At 74.7% G+C, this 14,791-nt stretch carries 14 protein-coding genes, 1 pseudogene and 1 riboswitch; of the genes and pseudogenes, 7 read left to right on the forward strand and 8 right to left on the reverse strand.

The features are described from left to right. Positions 1-28: 28 nt before the first annotated feature. A complete protein-coding gene (locus AC5RWQ_RS15380; RefSeq protein WP_494283397.1) occupies positions 29-1,072 on the reverse strand; it encodes an App1 family protein phosphatidate phosphatase in 1,044 nt (347 codons plus the stop codon). Positions 1,073-1,195: 123 nt separating this feature from the next. Between AC5RWQ_RS15380 and AC5RWQ_RS15385 the strand changes: the two genes are divergently transcribed. The 4 genes from AC5RWQ_RS15385 (at position 1,196) to AC5RWQ_RS15400 (ending at position 5,416) form a co-directional block, all read left to right on the forward strand. Further along, complete coding sequence (locus AC5RWQ_RS15385; protein WP_494283398.1) at positions 1,196-2,812, forward strand: hypothetical protein; 1,617 nt, start codon at positions 1,196-1,198, stop codon at positions 2,810-2,812. Between the two features lie 26 nt (positions 2,813-2,838). Beyond that, positions 2,839-3,636 (forward strand): peroxide stress protein YaaA, encoded by a 798-nt coding sequence (gene yaaA, locus AC5RWQ_RS15390; RefSeq protein ID WP_494283399.1) that lies wholly within the window; start codon positions 2,839-2,841, stop codon positions 3,634-3,636. Between the two features lie 100 nt (positions 3,637-3,736). Further along, positions 3,737-4,399 (forward strand): hypothetical protein, encoded by a 663-nt coding sequence (locus tag AC5RWQ_RS15395; protein ID WP_494283400.1) that lies wholly within the window; start codon positions 3,737-3,739, stop codon positions 4,397-4,399. Between the two features lie 114 nt (positions 4,400-4,513). Further along, a complete protein-coding gene (locus tag AC5RWQ_RS15400; protein ID WP_494283419.1) occupies positions 4,514-5,416 on the forward strand; it encodes a TAXI family TRAP transporter solute-binding subunit in 903 nt (300 codons plus the stop codon). Positions 5,417-5,552: 136 nt separating this feature from the next. Here AC5RWQ_RS15400 and AC5RWQ_RS15405 read toward each other — a convergent pair. Both AC5RWQ_RS15405 and AC5RWQ_RS15410 read right to left on the reverse strand, forming a co-directional pair. Next, a pseudogene (locus AC5RWQ_RS15405) lies at positions 5,553-6,929 on the reverse strand (sensor histidine kinase); the annotation flags it as partial. 10 nt (positions 6,930-6,939) lie between these two features. Next, positions 6,940-7,596: a response regulator transcription factor gene (locus AC5RWQ_RS15410; protein WP_334484779.1), complete on the reverse strand. Its 657-nt coding sequence runs from the start codon at positions 7,594-7,596 to the stop codon at positions 6,940-6,942. 111 nt (positions 7,597-7,707) lie between these two features. Between AC5RWQ_RS15410 and AC5RWQ_RS15415 the strand changes: the two genes are divergently transcribed. Then, positions 7,708-8,046, forward strand: a complete 339-nt coding sequence (locus AC5RWQ_RS15415; protein WP_494283401.1) for a DUF952 domain-containing protein — start codon at positions 7,708-7,710, stop codon at positions 8,044-8,046. Positions 8,047-8,099: 53 nt separating this feature from the next. Here AC5RWQ_RS15415 and AC5RWQ_RS15420 read toward each other — a convergent pair whose 3' ends face one another. After that, positions 8,100-8,738: a TetR/AcrR family transcriptional regulator gene (locus AC5RWQ_RS15420; RefSeq protein WP_494283402.1), complete on the reverse strand. Its 639-nt coding sequence runs from the start codon at positions 8,736-8,738 to the stop codon at positions 8,100-8,102. A gap of 178 nt (positions 8,739-8,916) precedes the next feature. On the opposite strand from AC5RWQ_RS15420, the gene AC5RWQ_RS15425 reads away from it, so the two are divergent. Further along, the gene (locus AC5RWQ_RS15425; protein ID WP_494283403.1) at positions 8,917-9,810 is read left to right on the forward strand and encodes an ABC transporter permease; all 894 of its coding nucleotides are present in this window, start codon (positions 8,917-8,919) and stop codon (positions 9,808-9,810) included. Positions 9,811-9,820: 10 nt separating this feature from the next. Next, positions 9,821-10,624, forward strand: coding sequence for an ABC transporter ATP-binding protein (locus tag AC5RWQ_RS15430; protein ID WP_494283420.1), 804 nt, complete (start codon positions 9,821-9,823; stop codon positions 10,622-10,624). Between the two features lie 60 nt (positions 10,625-10,684). Here AC5RWQ_RS15430 and AC5RWQ_RS15435 read toward each other — a convergent pair whose 3' ends face one another. The 4 genes from AC5RWQ_RS15435 to AC5RWQ_RS15450 all read right to left on the reverse strand — a co-directional run bounded on the left by AC5RWQ_RS15435 (position 10,685) and on the right by AC5RWQ_RS15450 (position 14,618). Beyond that, positions 10,685-11,446 (reverse strand): alpha/beta fold hydrolase, encoded by a 762-nt coding sequence (locus tag AC5RWQ_RS15435; RefSeq protein ID WP_494283404.1) that lies wholly within the window; start codon positions 11,444-11,446, stop codon positions 10,685-10,687. 100 nt (positions 11,447-11,546) lie between these two features. Then, complete coding sequence (locus AC5RWQ_RS15440) at positions 11,547-12,386, reverse strand: C39 family peptidase (RefSeq protein WP_494283405.1); 840 nt, start codon at positions 12,384-12,386, stop codon at positions 11,547-11,549. 235 nt (positions 12,387-12,621) lie between these two features. Next, positions 12,622-12,762, reverse strand: a riboswitch (cyclic di-AMP (ydaO/yuaA leader). A gap of 300 nt (positions 12,763-13,062) precedes the next feature. After that, positions 13,063-13,824 (reverse strand): hypothetical protein, encoded by a 762-nt coding sequence (locus AC5RWQ_RS15445; protein WP_494283406.1) that lies wholly within the window; start codon positions 13,822-13,824, stop codon positions 13,063-13,065. A 149-nt stretch (positions 13,825-13,973) separates the two neighbouring features. Next, entirely contained in the window at positions 13,974-14,618 is a 645-nt protein-coding gene (locus tag AC5RWQ_RS15450) for a hypothetical protein (protein ID WP_494283407.1), read from the reverse strand. Between the last annotated feature and the right edge of the window lie 173 nt (positions 14,619-14,791).

A 14,791-nucleotide genomic window follows, 5' to 3' on the forward strand; every position in this document is an offset into this window, starting at 1 on the left:
GCGGGGCGCGCGCCGGTCGGGACGTACGTCAGACCAGGCCCGCGTCCCGCAGCAGCTTCCAGAGCCCGGCGCCGTCCGGCGCGGAGAGCCACTTCTGTCCCACCGGCCCGGACGACGCGCGGTCCCCCTGCGGGGCAGGCAGGCTGCCGGCGAGGACCGACTGGGTCGGCGAGAGCCGGCGGATCGCCACCCCGGCGACGTTGTCCGGGTGGGCGGCCGCGAACTCCCGGTAGATCTCCTGGTCGTGCTGCCCGTCGTCGCCGATCAGCAGCCAGCGCACCTCGGGAAACTCCTGGGCCAGCCGGGCCAGGGTGGCCCGCTTGTGCTCCCGGCCGCTGCGGAACCAGCGGTCGGCGGTCGGGCCCCAGTCGGTGAGCAGCAGCGGCCCGGCCGGGTAGAGGTGCCGGGAGAGGAAGCGGGTGAGGGTCGGCGCGACGTTCCACGCCCCGGTGGAGAGGTAGAAGACCGGCGCCCCGGGGTGCGCGGTGACCAGCCGCTCGTAGAGCACCGCCATCCCGGGCACCGCGGCCCGGGCGTGCTCGTCGAGGACGAAGGTGTTCCAGGCGGCCAGCAACGGTCGGGGCAGCGCGGTCACCATGACCGTGTCGTCGATGTCGGAGAGGATGCCGAACCGGACCTCCGGGTCGATCACACGCACCAGCGCCTCGACCGGCTCCGCGTCGGCGACGCTGAGGCGTACCGAGGCCCAGCCGGGGGTGAGGTCCGCCTCGATGACGGTGTCGACGAAGCCGCTGCGGTCGGCGCGGGCCTCGTGGGTCGCACCGCCCGCCTCGATCGACACCGTGACGTGCTTCGCGGGCAGCGTGGTGAAGCTGCGCCAGCCGCGGACCTTGTCCAGCCGGCCCCGCTGCCGGGTGTCCGGCCGGCCGAGCAGCACCCGGCACATCACCCGCGCCCACCCCGGCGCGCCGTACCCGGCGTACGCGACGATGTTCATCTGCCACCCGGTGCGCCGGAGCCGACGCTCCACCAGTTGGTGCACGGCGTCCTCGAGTCGCGCGGCCCGGTGCAGGTTGGGTACGGCCAGCTGGCCAGCGGGAGTGGGTGGCACACGGCAACCCTGCCACAGGTCGGCGGAGCCGGCCAGGCGAGGCGCGGCCGGCTGGGCGGATCGACCCCGTCCGGCCAGGGAGCGTGAAACACTCCGGTCGGGACGACGACGGGGGCGTTGGTCGTGTCGACACCTGTACCGCAGCACCGGGCGTGGCGTCCGCGGCTCGACCGGCCGGCTCTGGTCGCGCTCCTGCTCGGGGTGGTCGGGGTGGCCTACCGGCTGGTCCTGACCCTGATGACCGTTCCCGGCGGCAACAGCGACGAGGCCACCTTCGGCCTGGCCGCGCTGCACATCGCCACCGGTCGCGGGCATCCGGTCTTCCTCTACGGCCAGCACTACATGGGCATGGTCGAGTCGTACCTGGCGGCGCCGCTGGTGGCGCTCGCCGGGCCCGGCTGGCCGGTGCTGCGACTGCCGCTGGTCGCCCTCTACGCGCTGTTCCTCTGGCTGTCGTACCGGCTCAGCCGCCGAATCTTCTCCCCCTGGTTCGCCACCTTCACGGTGGGCCTGCTGGTGCTCGGCACGGAACGGGTGGTGCGCGACCAGCTCACCGTGGTCGGCGGCCGGCCCGAGGTGAAACCGGCGGTGCTGGCGGTGCTGCTGGTCGCGGTGGGGCTGGCGCAGCGTCGGGTGACCCACCGGCGGGCCGCGGTGGGGGCGGCCGGGCTGCTTGCCGGCCTGGCGCTCTGGTCGGACTGGCTGATCGTGCCGTACCTGGCGGTGGCCGGCCTGCTGCTGGTCTACGCGACCCGGCGGGAACTGCTCGGCTGGTCCGGCGCGCTGCTGCTGGCCGGGTTCGTGGTCGGGGTGTCGCCGATGCTGTGGGACAACCTGGTCGCGCCCCCGGGGCAGGACTCGCTGTCGGTGTTCCGGCAGATCACCGCGACGGCGGGGACACCACCGCCCTGGTCCGACCGGCTGCGCGGCGGGCTGCTGGAGGGAGTGCCGCTGGCCACCGGGCTCTGCCCGGTCACCGGCTGCGCCCGGTGGCAGGAGTGGTTCGGCCTGCTGTACCCGTTCCTGCTGGCGGCGGCCGCGGCGCTCGCGCTGGTCGGGTACCGCCGGACCGCCGGGGCGCCGACCGCCGTCCGGGTCCGGCCGGTCGCCCAGCTCGCCCTGGTCGCCGGCGCGGCACTGACCCTGCTGTCGTACGTCCGCAGCCCGCTCGCCGCGACCGACCCGCTGTCCAGCGCCCGCTACCTGTCGGTGCTCCAGCTCTCCCTGCCCGCCGCGCTCTGGCCGCTCTGGCAGGCGGCGGTGGCCTGCTGGCGGGGCCCGGTCGGCGCGGCGGGCCGGTTGGCCGGGGCCACCGCGACCGCCGTGCTGGCCGGGCTCACCGCCAGCGCGGTGGTGGCCACCGGGCTCTTCCTCACCTCCCTCGACGCGCCCCGGGCCGACGAGCGGCAGGCCCGGGAACTGGCCGACGCGGTCCGCCGCACCGGGCTGCGCGAGGTGTACGGCGACTACTGGACCTGCAACCGGCTGACCTTCAACACCGCCGAGGACGTCGTCTGCGCGGTGCTCGACGGCGACCTGAGCCCGGGGCAGAACCGGTACCGGCCGTACTGGCGGCAGGTCGGTTCAGCCGCGCGACCCGGGTACGTGCTGCCGGTCGACTCCCCCGCCGAGCGTCGACTGCGCCGGCTGCTCGGCGACGGCGCGGACGCCGCCACGGTGGTCGAGGTCGCCGGATATCGCGTGTACCACCCGCCGGCCGCCGTGCGGCCCTGGCGGTAGGACGCCGCCGCCGTACGCTGCTCGGCGTGCTCATCCTGCTCCCGCCCTCCGAGGGCAAGGCCGACGTCGGCACCGGCCGCCGGCTGGACCTGTCGAAGCTCTCCCTGCCCGAGCTGACCCCGGCCCGGCAGGAGGTGCTCGCCGCGCTGACGACGCTCAGTTCCACCGGCGACGAGGCGGCGGCACTGGCCGCCCTCGGGCTCAGTGCCGGCCAGCGCGGCGAGCTGGCCCGCAACGCCCGGCTGGAGCGGGCCGCCACCGCACCGGCCGGCCAGATCTACACCGGGGTGCTCTACGAGGCGCTCGACCTGGCCTCGCTGCCGGCGACCGCGCTGCGGGCGGCACGCCGGTCGGTGCTGATCAGTTCCGGCCTCTGGGGCGCGGTACGCCTCACCGACCGGATCCCGCCCTACCGGTGCCCGATCGGCGGGAAGCTGCCCGGGGTCGGGGCGCTGTCGGCGTACTGGCGGGGTCACCTCGCGGCAGCGATGGCGGCGGCGGCCGGCGACAGGCCGGTGCTGGACCTGCGCTCCGGCGCGTACGCGGCGACCTGGACGCCGCGTGGCGAGGCGGCCGCCCGGACGGTGACCGTCCGGGTACTGCACGAGCGCGACGCCGGTGACGGGCCGGTCCGGACCGTGGTCAGCCACTTCAACAAGGCCACCAAGGGACGGCTGGTCCGGGACCTGCTGATCGCCGGGGCCCGGCCGCGCACGGCCGCCGGTCTGGTCGCCGCCCTGCGGGACCTGTCGTACCCGGTCGAGGAGCAGCCGACGGCGGCCGGGCGGCCCCGCCAGCTCGACGTGGTGGTGTCCGAGCTCTAGGCGAGCCGCAAGATTTGCTCAAGGCTCGGCCCGATGGCTGGAACGCGGACGACCGGCGGGTCACGGTATGGGGGCACCGACGCCGAGGAGGAGCGGACCGATGGCTTCCGACACCCCCCTGCTCGACCGGCCCCGCGTGGCCCCGCCCCCACCCCTGCTGCGACTGACCGTCGCCGACGCGTTCGAGGTGGCCTGCCTGGTGCGGTGCACGCCGCCCCCGGCGGTGACCGCACGCGGCCGGGTCGAGCCGTACCGGGGGGTGGCGGAGTTCAACCGGGAGGACGCGGCGCTGCGGATGCGCCAACTGCTCGACCGGCTCGACGTCCCGGTGGAGCACGAGGTGACCGGTGGTGGCCTGCGCCGCCGCTACGAGCTGCACCGGCTGCACGTGCCGCCGGAGCACCTCGCCACGTACGCGGCGCTGCGCGCGTCGGGCTGGCGGCAGGGGCGCCAGGAGCTGCTCGGTGCGCCGGTGCCGGGCGCCTCGACCGCGCGGGCGGCCTGGCGTTCCCGGCTGGCCGCGGCGGCGTGGCGGTCGGCGCTGCTGGCAGGTGGACGGCACGTGCGCCGGCACATCCTGGGGATCCGGCTGACCGACCGGGAGCTGGCCGCCGTCCTGGTCCGCAGCGCGGCGCTGCTGGACGTGCCGGCGCTGCTGCGCCCGGGCGCGGGCTGCTTCGTGGTGAGCGTCTCCGACGGCCCGGACCGGTTGCGGATCATCGAACGCGCGGCCCTGGCCCCACCCCGCCCGACGGCCGGCTGAACCGCGACCGGTCGGGCTTGCGTCCGGGACGGTGCACGGCGCAGAGTGCAGCGCGTGAGCCGTTGCTGGTCCGCCCCCACCCTGCGGCGTTCCGCCGCCGGCGCGGCGTTGCTGATGGTGTTGGTCGCCGCCTCGACCGGGCTCGCGGCCTGCCGGGACACCCGGTCCGAGCCGGTGCAGATCCGGATCGCCACCGGCAGTCCCACCGCCGTCTACTACGCCTTCGGCCGATCCCTGGCCGCGATCCTCAATCGGGAGCTGCCCGACGTACGGGCCAGCGTGGTGGTCACCGCCGCGTCGGCCGAGAACGTCCGGCTGGTCGGCTCCGGCGCGGCCGAGCTGGGCTTCACCCAGGCCGACGTGCTGGACAGCGCGCCGGCCGGCGGGCCGAAGGTGCTGGCGGTGGCCCGGGTCTACGACGACCTGCTGCACCTGGTCACCACGGCGGGCGGCCCGGTCCGTACCGTCGCCGACCTGGCCGGCCGGCGGGTCTCGGTGGGTGCCGCCGGCTCCGGCACCGAGGTGACCGCGACCCGGTTGCTGCAGGTCGCCCGGCTCGACGGCGACCGGGTACGCCAGGAGCACCTCGGCCTGGACGACTCGGTGGCCGCGCTGCGGGCCGGCCGGATCGACGCCTTCTTCTTCTCCGGCGGCCTGCCGGTGCGCGGGGTGGCCGAACTGGCCGCGCGGTCGGCCACCCGGATGGTCGACCTCGGTGACTGGACCGAGCCGCTGCGCCGCGGCTACAGCGAGGTGTACGTGGGACGGGACATCCCGCGCTCCGTCTACGGCGTGGAGCCGGTGACCACGGTGGCCAACCCGAACTACCTGATCGTCGGCGCCGACCTGCCGGAGCCGTTGGTGCGGGAGGTGACCCGGCTGCTGATGGAGCGTCGGGCGGAGCTGGCCGCCGCGCATCCGGCGGCGGGCCGGATGAGTCCCCGCTCGGCGATCGTCACCACCCCGCTGCCACTGCACCCGGGTGCCGCGGACTGGTACCGGTCGGCGAAACCCTGACCGCTCACCCTCCGGCAGCCGGCACGTCGGCCGGGGGTGCGTCGGTGTCCGTCCGGTCGGCCACGGACCCCGCCGTGAGGGCCGCGCGCTGCGGCGCCATCGCCCCGTCGGCCGGCTCGACGGTCCGCTGCCCGGCTTCCCGGCCGGCGTCGTCCGGCGTCGGGAACCACAGCTCGGCGACCAGGCCGCCCGGCTCGCCGGGTCGCATGGTGAGCCGGCCGTCCGAGGCGTCGACCAGCACTGCGACGATGGTCAGCCCCAGCCCGGCGCCGTCGATGTTCTGCACGTCCGGCGCCCGCCAGAACCGTTCGGTGGCCTGGTCGAGCTGACCCGGGGTCATGCCCGGCCCGGTGTCGCGCACCTCCAGCACCGTCCCGCCGTCGGCGGCGCCGACCCGCACCGTGACCGCCCCGGAGTCCCCGCTGAACTTCACCGCGTTGTCGATCAGCGCGTCCAGGGCCTGGTCCACCGCGGTCGGCACGGTCCGCGCGTACGCCGGTCCGCCGGCCTCCAGGCGCAGCGTGACCGACCGGTGCCGGGCCAGCGGACGCCACGCCGCCACCCGGGACGCGGCCACCGCCACCGCGTCCACGGTCACCCGCTGGTTCTCCTCCCGCTCGGCCCGGGCCAGGGTGAGCAGGGCGTCCAGCACCTGCGCCAGCCGGTCGGTCTCCTCCAGCGCCAACTGGTGCTCGACCCGACCCTCCGGGTCGGTGAGGCTGGGCCCCAGCTCCTCGACCCGCAGCCGCAGCGCGGTCAGCGGGTTGCGCAGCTGGTGACTGGCGTGCGCGACGAAGGCGCGCTGGCGGTCCATCACGTCGGAAACCGCGTCGGCCATGTTGTTGAAGCTGACCGCGAGGCGGCGCAGCTCGGGCGGCCCCAGCCGGTGCTGCACCCGAGCGCTCCGGTCCCCCTCGGCGATCTCGTGGGTCACCGCGTCCAGCTCGGTCACCGGGCGCAGCACCCAGCCGGCCAACCCGAACGCGGTCGAGACGCAGGCCAGCACGGCGAGCAGGCCGATCCCGGCCAGCAGCAGCCACCAGGCGGTGACGGTACGCCGCAGCGGGCCGACCGGGGTGGCGGTGACCACCGCGCCGAGCACCTCACCCCCGTCGTTGATGGGCACCGCGACCACCAGCGGGCCGTCCACCCACGGCCAGACCGACTCGGGCGCGCTGAACTGCTGCCCGGCCAGCGCGGTGTCCAGCGCCCCGGTCTCACCGACCCGGTTCCAGCTGGGTGAGACCACGACCGTGCGGCCGTCCCGGTCGACCACCGCCGCGCCGATGCCGTAGAGCTGGTCGTAGCTGTTCAGCTCGCCGTCGAGCGGACCGGGCACCCCCTCGCGCAGCGCCGGCCCGGCCAGCGAGGCGAACCGGGTCGCGTCGGCCAGCCGGTCGGCGCGGATCCGGTCGGTCTCCCGGGAGGCCAGGGTGAACGCCAGCGGGGTCTCCAGCGCCATGAGCACCAGCACCATCAGCAGCAGGTAGCTGATGACGAGTCGACGACGCACCTGGTGCCCCTCACTCGCCGCGGAGCCGGTAGCCGACCCCGCGGACAGTCTCCACCAGCCGGGGTTCGCCGAGCTTGCCGCGCAGCGACCCCACGTGCACCTCGACGGTGTGCCGGTCGGCCCAGGTCGTCCCCCAGACGTCGAGCAGGATCCGGTCCCGGGGCACCGCCACGCCGGGCTGGCGGGCCAGCGAGAGCAGAATGTCGAACTCCTTGCGGGTCAGCGCCACCGGGCGGCCGGCGACGCTCACCGTCCGGCCGGCCACGTCGATGCGGACCGTGCCGGCCTCGATCAGGTCCCGCTCGGGCACCGCGTGCGCGGCGCGGCGCAGCACCGCCTCGATCCGGGCCTGGAGCTCCACCATCGAGAAGGGCTTCACCACGTAGTCGTCGGCGCCGAGGCGCAGGCCGAGCACCCGGTCGCGCTCCTCGCCCCGGGCGGTCACCGCGATGATGCCGAGCTGGCTGCTGCGCCGGCGCAGCTCGCGGCAGACCTCGGTGCCGTCGCCGTCGGGCAGGGTCAGGTCGAGCAGGACCAGGTCGCAGGGGGCGGCGGAGAGGGCGGCGGCGACGGTGGCGGCGTGCTCGACCTCGTACCCGCGCCGGGTCAGCGCCGAGGTGAGGGCGCCGGCCACCCGTCGGTCGTCCTCGACCAGCAGGATGCGCACCGGGTGACCCCCATTCGTCGTACGGATGACGAGCGAATGGTGGCAGAAGCGACCGGTCCGGCGGTACCGGGGAAACGGTGGGGACGCGGCGGCGGGCCGTAAGCTGCCCTCATGATCTACAAGCTGCTGCCGACCAGTGAGTGGGAGCAGGCCGAGGCCGTGGGGCACATCGCCGGCTCGGCCGTGGACCGGCAGGACGGGTTCATCCACCTGTCGGCGGGCGATCAGGTGGTGGAGACGGCCCGGCGGCACTTCGGCGGCGCCACCGGGCTGACCCTGCTCACGGTCGACCCGGCCGCGCTCGGCGCGGAGCTGCGCTGGGAGCCGTCCCGCGGGGGCGCGCTCTTCCCCCACCTGTACGGACCGCTGCCGGTGACGGCGGTGACCGAGGCGCGGGCGCTGCCGGTGGACGTTCCGGCCGCCGACGCGGTGGCGGAGCTGCTCGGCTGAGCGGGCCCGGCGGTCGGCGGTGGGACCGGCGACCCCACGGCCCGAGCCGGCGGTCAGCGCGGTAGCGGCACCTCGTGCGGCCGGGCGGTCGCCGCGTCGGCGGTCAACCCGGCGACCACCGAGCCGACCAGGGTGTCGAGGTAGCTGGGGGTGAGCGCGGCGCGGGCGATCGCGAGCCGCCAGTAGAGCGGGCCGAGGATGAGGTCGACGGCGGCGTCCGGGTCGGTGCCCACCGGCAGCTCCCCGCGCTCGACAGCCCGACTGATCAACCGCCCGCAGATCTCCTGCTGCTTGGCGCGGAGCAGTTGCTGGAGGGTCTGGTCGATGGTGGGGTTGCGGGCCGCCTCGGCGAGCAGGTCGGGGATGATCTGCGAGGCCAGCGGGTGGCCCAGCGCGACCGCCACCACCTGGAACAGCAGCGCGAGGTCGCCGCGGAGGCTGCCGGTGTCGAGCGCGGGCAACTTGTTGCCGGCGGCGGCCACCACGGTCTCCAGCACCAGGTCGAGCTTCGAGCTCCACCGCCGGTAGATCGCCGTCTTGCTGACCCCGGCCCGGCGGGCGACCGCCTCGATGGAGAGGCGGCCGTAGCCGACCGCGGCCAGCTCCTGCATCAACGCTTGCCGGATGGCCCTGGTGATGTCGCCCCGCAGCACCGCGGCGCCGGCCGGCGTACGCCTCTTCTCGCTGCTCATCGGGGGCTCTTCGCACCTGTCACGTGGGCCAATGTAGCGCAACGACGGTACGGTTGCGTCCCGACGTGTTTTGGACTACCGTCCACGCAGCGACGAGGCGGCCCTCCCCCGCAGCTCACCAGCGAAGATCCCGTCGTCGCGCGATCCCGTCGACACAAGAGATCGGAGCGCCCTTCACATGGCCACCACCGCGCTGGTCGACCCTGAAACGGGCCTGACCCAGGCGCAGCTGGCCGCTCGGCACGGACTGCGGGTCGCCGGCGAGCGCCCCTCGGTCGCCGAGTACAGCCGCCAACTGTGGGCCTACCGGCACTTCATCGCCGCGTACGCCAACGCCAAGCTGGTCGCCTCGTTCAGCAACGCCCGGCTGGGTCAGCTGTGGCAGGTGCTCACTCCGCTGACCAACGCCGCGGTCTACTGGGTGATCTTCGGGGTGGTGCTCGAGCAGACGAGCATCCCGAACTTCATCGCGTACCTGACCACCGGGTTGTTCATCTTCAACTTCACTCAGAGCGCGGTGCAGGCCGGCACCTCGGCGATCAGCGGCAACCTGGGCCTGATCCGGGCGCTGCACTTCCCCCGGGCCAGCCTGCCGCTGGCGATCGTGGTGACCCAGTTCCAGGAGCTGCTGGCCTCGATGCTGGTGCTGATCGGCATCGTGCTGGTCACCGGCGAGCCGATCACCTTCGAGTGGCTGATGCTGATCCCGGCCCTGCTGCTGCAGGCGGTGTTCAACGCCGGGGCCGTGCTGACCGTCGCCCGGCTGGGCGCGCGCGCCACCGACCTGCGGCAGGTCATCCCGTTCCTGATGCGCACCTGGATGTACGCCTCCGGCGTGGTCTACAGCGTCACGCTCTTCGAGAAGCTGCCCGGCTGGGCGGCCACCCTGGCCCAGTACAACCCCATGCTGGTCTACATCGAGCTGGGCCGGTACGCGCTGCTGGAGCAGGCTCCGCTGCTCAACGAGTCGCTGACCCAGCTCTGGCTGGCGGCGGTGGGCTGGGCGATCGTGGCCGGCGTGGGCGGTTACCTCTACTTCTGGCGCGGCGAACAGGAGTACGGTCGTGGTTGATCAGTTCAAGATGTCCAACGAGGCGACCGTGACGCTGCCCCGGGTCGAGGAGCGGATCCCCACCGTGGTGGTGGACGACGCCCATGTGATCTACCGGGTGCACAAGGGCGCCACCGGCGGCACCAGCCCGGTGGCGGCGTTCCGCCGGCTGGTCAAGCGCACCAACGCGCCGAACATCCAGGAGGTGCACGCGGTCAAGGGGGTCTCCTTCACCGCGTACCGGGGCGAGGCGGTCGGGCTGATCGGCAGCAACGGCTCCGGCAAGTCGACCATCCTGCGGGCGATCGCCGGCCTGCTCCCGGTCAACGGGGGCGCGGTCTACACCCAGGGCCAGCCGTCCCTGCTCGGGGTCAACGCCGCGCTGCTCAACGACCTCTCCGGCGAGCGCAACGTCACGCTGGGCTGCCTGGCGATGGGCATGTCGCCGGAGGAGGTGGCCCGCCGGGCGCCGGAGATCATCGAGTTCTCCGGGATCAACGAGCGGGGTGACTTCGCCAGCCTGCCGATGCGGACGTACTCCTCCGGCATGGCCGCCCGGCTGCGGTTCGCCATCGCGGCGGCCAAGAAGCACGACGTGCTGCTGATCGACGAGGCGCTGGCCACCGGCGACGAGGGCTTCCGCAAGCGCAGCGAGCAGCGGGTGCGCGAGCTGCGCGAGGGCGCCGGCACGGTGTTCCTGGTGAGCCACCAGCTCGCCTCGATCCGGGACACCTGCGAGCGGTCGATCTGGCTGGAGTCCGGCGTGATCCGGATGGACGGCCCGACCGACGAGGTGCTGAAGGCGTACGGCGAGTTCGCGAAGAGCAAGCGGTAGCGCCACCGCGCACGCCGGAACCGCGTCGTCCCCTCGGGGGCGGCGCGGTTCCGCGTCTCGTCAGAGGTAGCGGTCGAGCAGGGCCAGCACCGCCGCCGGGTCCTCCACGTGCGCGTTGTGCCCGAGGCCCGGCAGCGTGACCACGGGGACCCCGAGCGCCGCCAGCTGGTCGTCGCTGACCATCGGGTCGTGCTCGCCGCGGGCCAGCAGCACCGGGACGTCGGTGCCGGCGAGCAGGCCCGGCAGGTCCGGGGCGCCGACCGCGAAGGCGGCCGGGTCCATGGCCAGGCGCCACCGGCCGTCCTCGGCGCGCAGGCCGGCGTGGACCACCGGGTGGTCCGGGGCGAAGAGCCCACCGAGGCCGGCGACCCGCAGGTAGCGGCGGGCGGCCTCGTCCCGGGTGGCGAACCAGCTCACCGGCCGCTCGGCCAGCTCGCGCGTCTTGGCCAGCTCGGCCGGCGACCAGACCGCCTTGATGCCGAGCCCGACCACGGCGTCGACCAGCAGGCCCGCGTGCCGGGCGGCCAGCGCCAGCGCGACCACCCCGCCGAGCGAGTGCCCGAGAACCACCAGGCGCTCCCCCGACCGGCCGTCCGCCGACCCGCCGGCCGGGCCCAGCCCGGCGGCCACCCGCCCGGCGAGGCCGGTGAAGGAGTACCCGGGCAGCGGCGGCGACCAGCCGTGACCGGCCAGGTCCGGCGCGAGCCAGCGGCCCGGCCAGCGGTGCTCCAGCAGTGGCGCCCAGGGCAGCCAGACGTCGCCGGTGGCGCCCATCCCGTGCAGCAGCACCAGAACGCGCCGGGGACCCGATCCGTCGGTCATGGGGCGCAGTGTGCCATCGACGGGCACCGGCCCGCGAGACCCGGGAACGACGCCGGGCGCCGGCCCCCGAGGGGAGCCGGCGCCCGGAGTACGGCGCGGGTCAGGCGGAGTAGCCGCGGGTGGCGATCCAGTTCGCCAGGTCCACGGTGCTGATCCAGTACGCCGGCAGGCTCGGGTCGGCCGAGTCGGCGATCCGGACGGTACGACCGTCGTTCTTGTAGCCCACCACGGCGATGTAGTGGCCGCCGGGGAAGGAGTGCCAGCCGCCGTCGACGTCGGTGGCGGTGCCGGCCACGTTGGCCACCACGCCCCGCTTGTCGGTGATCGCCTTGACCACGTCGGCCTGGAGCCGGTCGATCTGCGCCGAGCTTGGGGTGCCCTCGAACATCCGGGTCCGGTACGGGTCGCCCTTCACCACGGCGTTGAGCACCCGGGTGGTGTCCTCCGCCGAGTTGGTGCCCATCTCGGTGGTGCCGAGCTGGACGGCCAGGTCGTCCTGGGTGCGGTCGATGCCGGTCGCGCTGAGCGCGTTGCGCACCGCCGCCGGGCCGCAGTTGTAGTAGGTGGTCTGGGCCTCGTAGTCGTAGCTGAGGACCTTCGACGACGGCGGCTTCGGCGCCGCGGTACGGGTCAGGTCCGGGTCCGCCGTCGCCTTGGCCTTGGCCTTGGCGGCGCTGGCCGACGGCGAGGCGCTCGCCGAGGGGCTGGCCGACGGGGTGGTGGCGACGCGCACCTCGCTGCGGGTGGCGACGTCGTTCAGGCGGGGGGCCGCCTCGGCCACGGCGGCCGAGGTCTGCTGCCGGACGGGGGCGTCGTCGGTGCCGGCGACCAGGGCCGCGGTCCCGGAGGCGAGCGCGAGGGCCGCGGCAGCGCCGGCGACGACCTGGTAGGGGCGCTCGGTGGTGAGGCGTCGCAACTGCCGCTTCATCTGGTGCTTCACGAGTGTTCCTCCACGGTGCGGGAGCGGGGGCGGGCGCACCGGATCGGCGCGTGGCGGTCGGCCAGGCGCGGGATCGGGTTCGGTGCGGGACCGCTCGGCGGGGGGACCGCCCGGTCGATGCCGGACGGCGAGGCGGATGCTGGGATCAGCGCGCGACCGCGCAGCGGACCGGCGACGGCACCCCGCTACCGAGGTGGGGGAACAACCGCGGAATGTTGTCGAACTGCACTAAGGGAACTCCTTCCGACACCGCCTACCGGGTTAGCTGACGGATTCGGGCGGGAAGAACGCCCTACCGCGGGCCGTGGCCCGCGGATTCACCCCAGAACTGCGTGGGTCCCCGGTTCGTGATCTCACGATTGAGCGGGTCGACGCGGCGTCGCCTCTTGCGATCGGAAACCGCACCGGACCGAGGCGACATTACTGGCGGGTCCACTCCCGGCCAAGCGCGCTGAACTGCTTAAACATGATCAGCGCGAGCAATTTCCGGTGCACTTCGGCACTGGCGTCGCTCGATGGGACAGTGCGCCATCCGGACGCGATGGGGCGACAATCGGACGTCGCTACCAGAATCACCGAGGACCGTCGGCGTCGATGTCACCGGCTGTTACCGGATGACCGGTTCGGCGTGGACGTGACCCGGCTCACCGAGTTTTGGGTAACAATTCGGCCCCGGTCAGCCCACCCGGGCCGGCCGCCAGCGCGCCGCGGTCGCCGTCGGCGCCACCACCGCCGTTGCCCGACGGGCCGGCACCCGGGCCGGCCGCAGCCGCTCGGTCGCCGCGTACGCCTCGGTGGCGAGCGCCCGCGCCGACTCGGCGGCCAGCTCCGCGTCCCGCCACGCTGACCGCTCCCGCTCGGTGGCCGACCGGTACGCCTCCCGGCGCCCCTCGCGGACCGCCCGGGCCAGCAGCACCTCCTGCTCAACCGGGTGCCGGCGCGGGTCCCAGCCGTCCCGATGCGCGAAGACGTCCCGCAGCTGGGTCAGGGACAGCTCACCCCGCCAGTGCGCGGCCACCGCTGCCTGGTGCAGCCAACGCTCCCGGCCGGCGTACTCGGCGGGCGTGCGCGGGGTACGCGGCGCCGGCAGCGCGCGGGCGCCGACGAAGCGCCGGGCGGCCTCCTCCGCCTCGTCGTACGCCGTCCAGGCCCGGTCGGCCTCCGCCTGAGCGGCCAGCCAGGCTTCCCGCCGACGGCGAGCCGTCTGCGCCGCGCCGGCCGCCGCGACGGCGACCTCGTCGGCGTACCGGCGCAGGTCGGCGACTTCCAGGACGGCGTCGCCGGCCGGCGGCTCGGCGGGCGCATCCTCGGTCGGGCGCTCCCGCTCGGGACGGGCGACGAGGACGGTGAGCACGGTCAGGGCGAGCACGAGCAGGGCGGACCAGATGGCGGCGGCGGTCGGGACCTCGATCAGGAACTGGTAGAGCACGGTGTTCATGGTCGGCACCTCACGGGGGCAGCTGCGAGAGAGGAGTCCACACGCGGCCGCGGAGCGGGACGCGGCCGTCGGGGCCGGGCCGTTGCCGGGCTGGTGCGGCGGTGAGGTTCGTGGCGGGGATGGTCGCGGGTCGGCGCTGGGCGCGGCGCTCAGCCGGGGGGTGCGCGCGGCCCCGCAGCGGCCGGGGAGAGCCCGGCGAGGGCCGGCACCGCCACGGTTGGTACACCCGGCGCGGCGGCCGACCGGTCCGCAGGCGCACCGGCCGGACCTGCGGGCGGCGCGAGGACCGGGTGCACGTCGCCGAGGCTGCGGTCGTGGGTCGGCGAGCCCACAGTGGCCGGAACGAGAGCGTCGGTCTGCCGCTGCCGCAGCTCACCGGCGAGGTAGCCCGGCCGGCCCGCCCAGGTGGTCGCCGTGCTCGTCGCGGGCACGAGAGCCGGGGCGCCGGGCGGACCCGCAGCCGGGAGCGCCGCCATCGGCGGCAGGGTCTCGGGGAGTGCGACGGTGTCGGGCAGGGTCGACCCACCGAGCGAGAACGCCACCGCCACGGCAAAGCTGGTCAGCAGCCGGGAACTCCAGCGCGTCACCCACCACAAGGGACTGGTGAGCGCGACCGGAAGCACGATGTCCACGCTACCGTCGATGCGACCCACCCGCAGCCCGCCGGCGTGTCGCCGCGCCGCCCGCTCGCCGACCGCCCACTCGCCGCGCGCCCACTCGCCGCCCGCCAGCAGTAGGCAGCTAGTCCGCGGTGCGCGGTCGGCGGCCGGCGAGTCGGTCCGGGCGTGTCGCACCGGCGCGACGGATTCCCTGGTGAGCGATATGACGCAGAGGCATATTTATGGGTCTTGTGACGCATGTGTGGGTGGTTCGGTGCGTCGCTTATGGGGCACGCCGTTGTCCTGCCTAGGTTCTGGCTTGTCGAAGGTCAGAACTGGATGGGCGGGAGAACGGCGTGCGTTCTGCC

The sequence above is a fragment of the Micromonospora sp. BS32 genome (assembly GCF_059089345.1).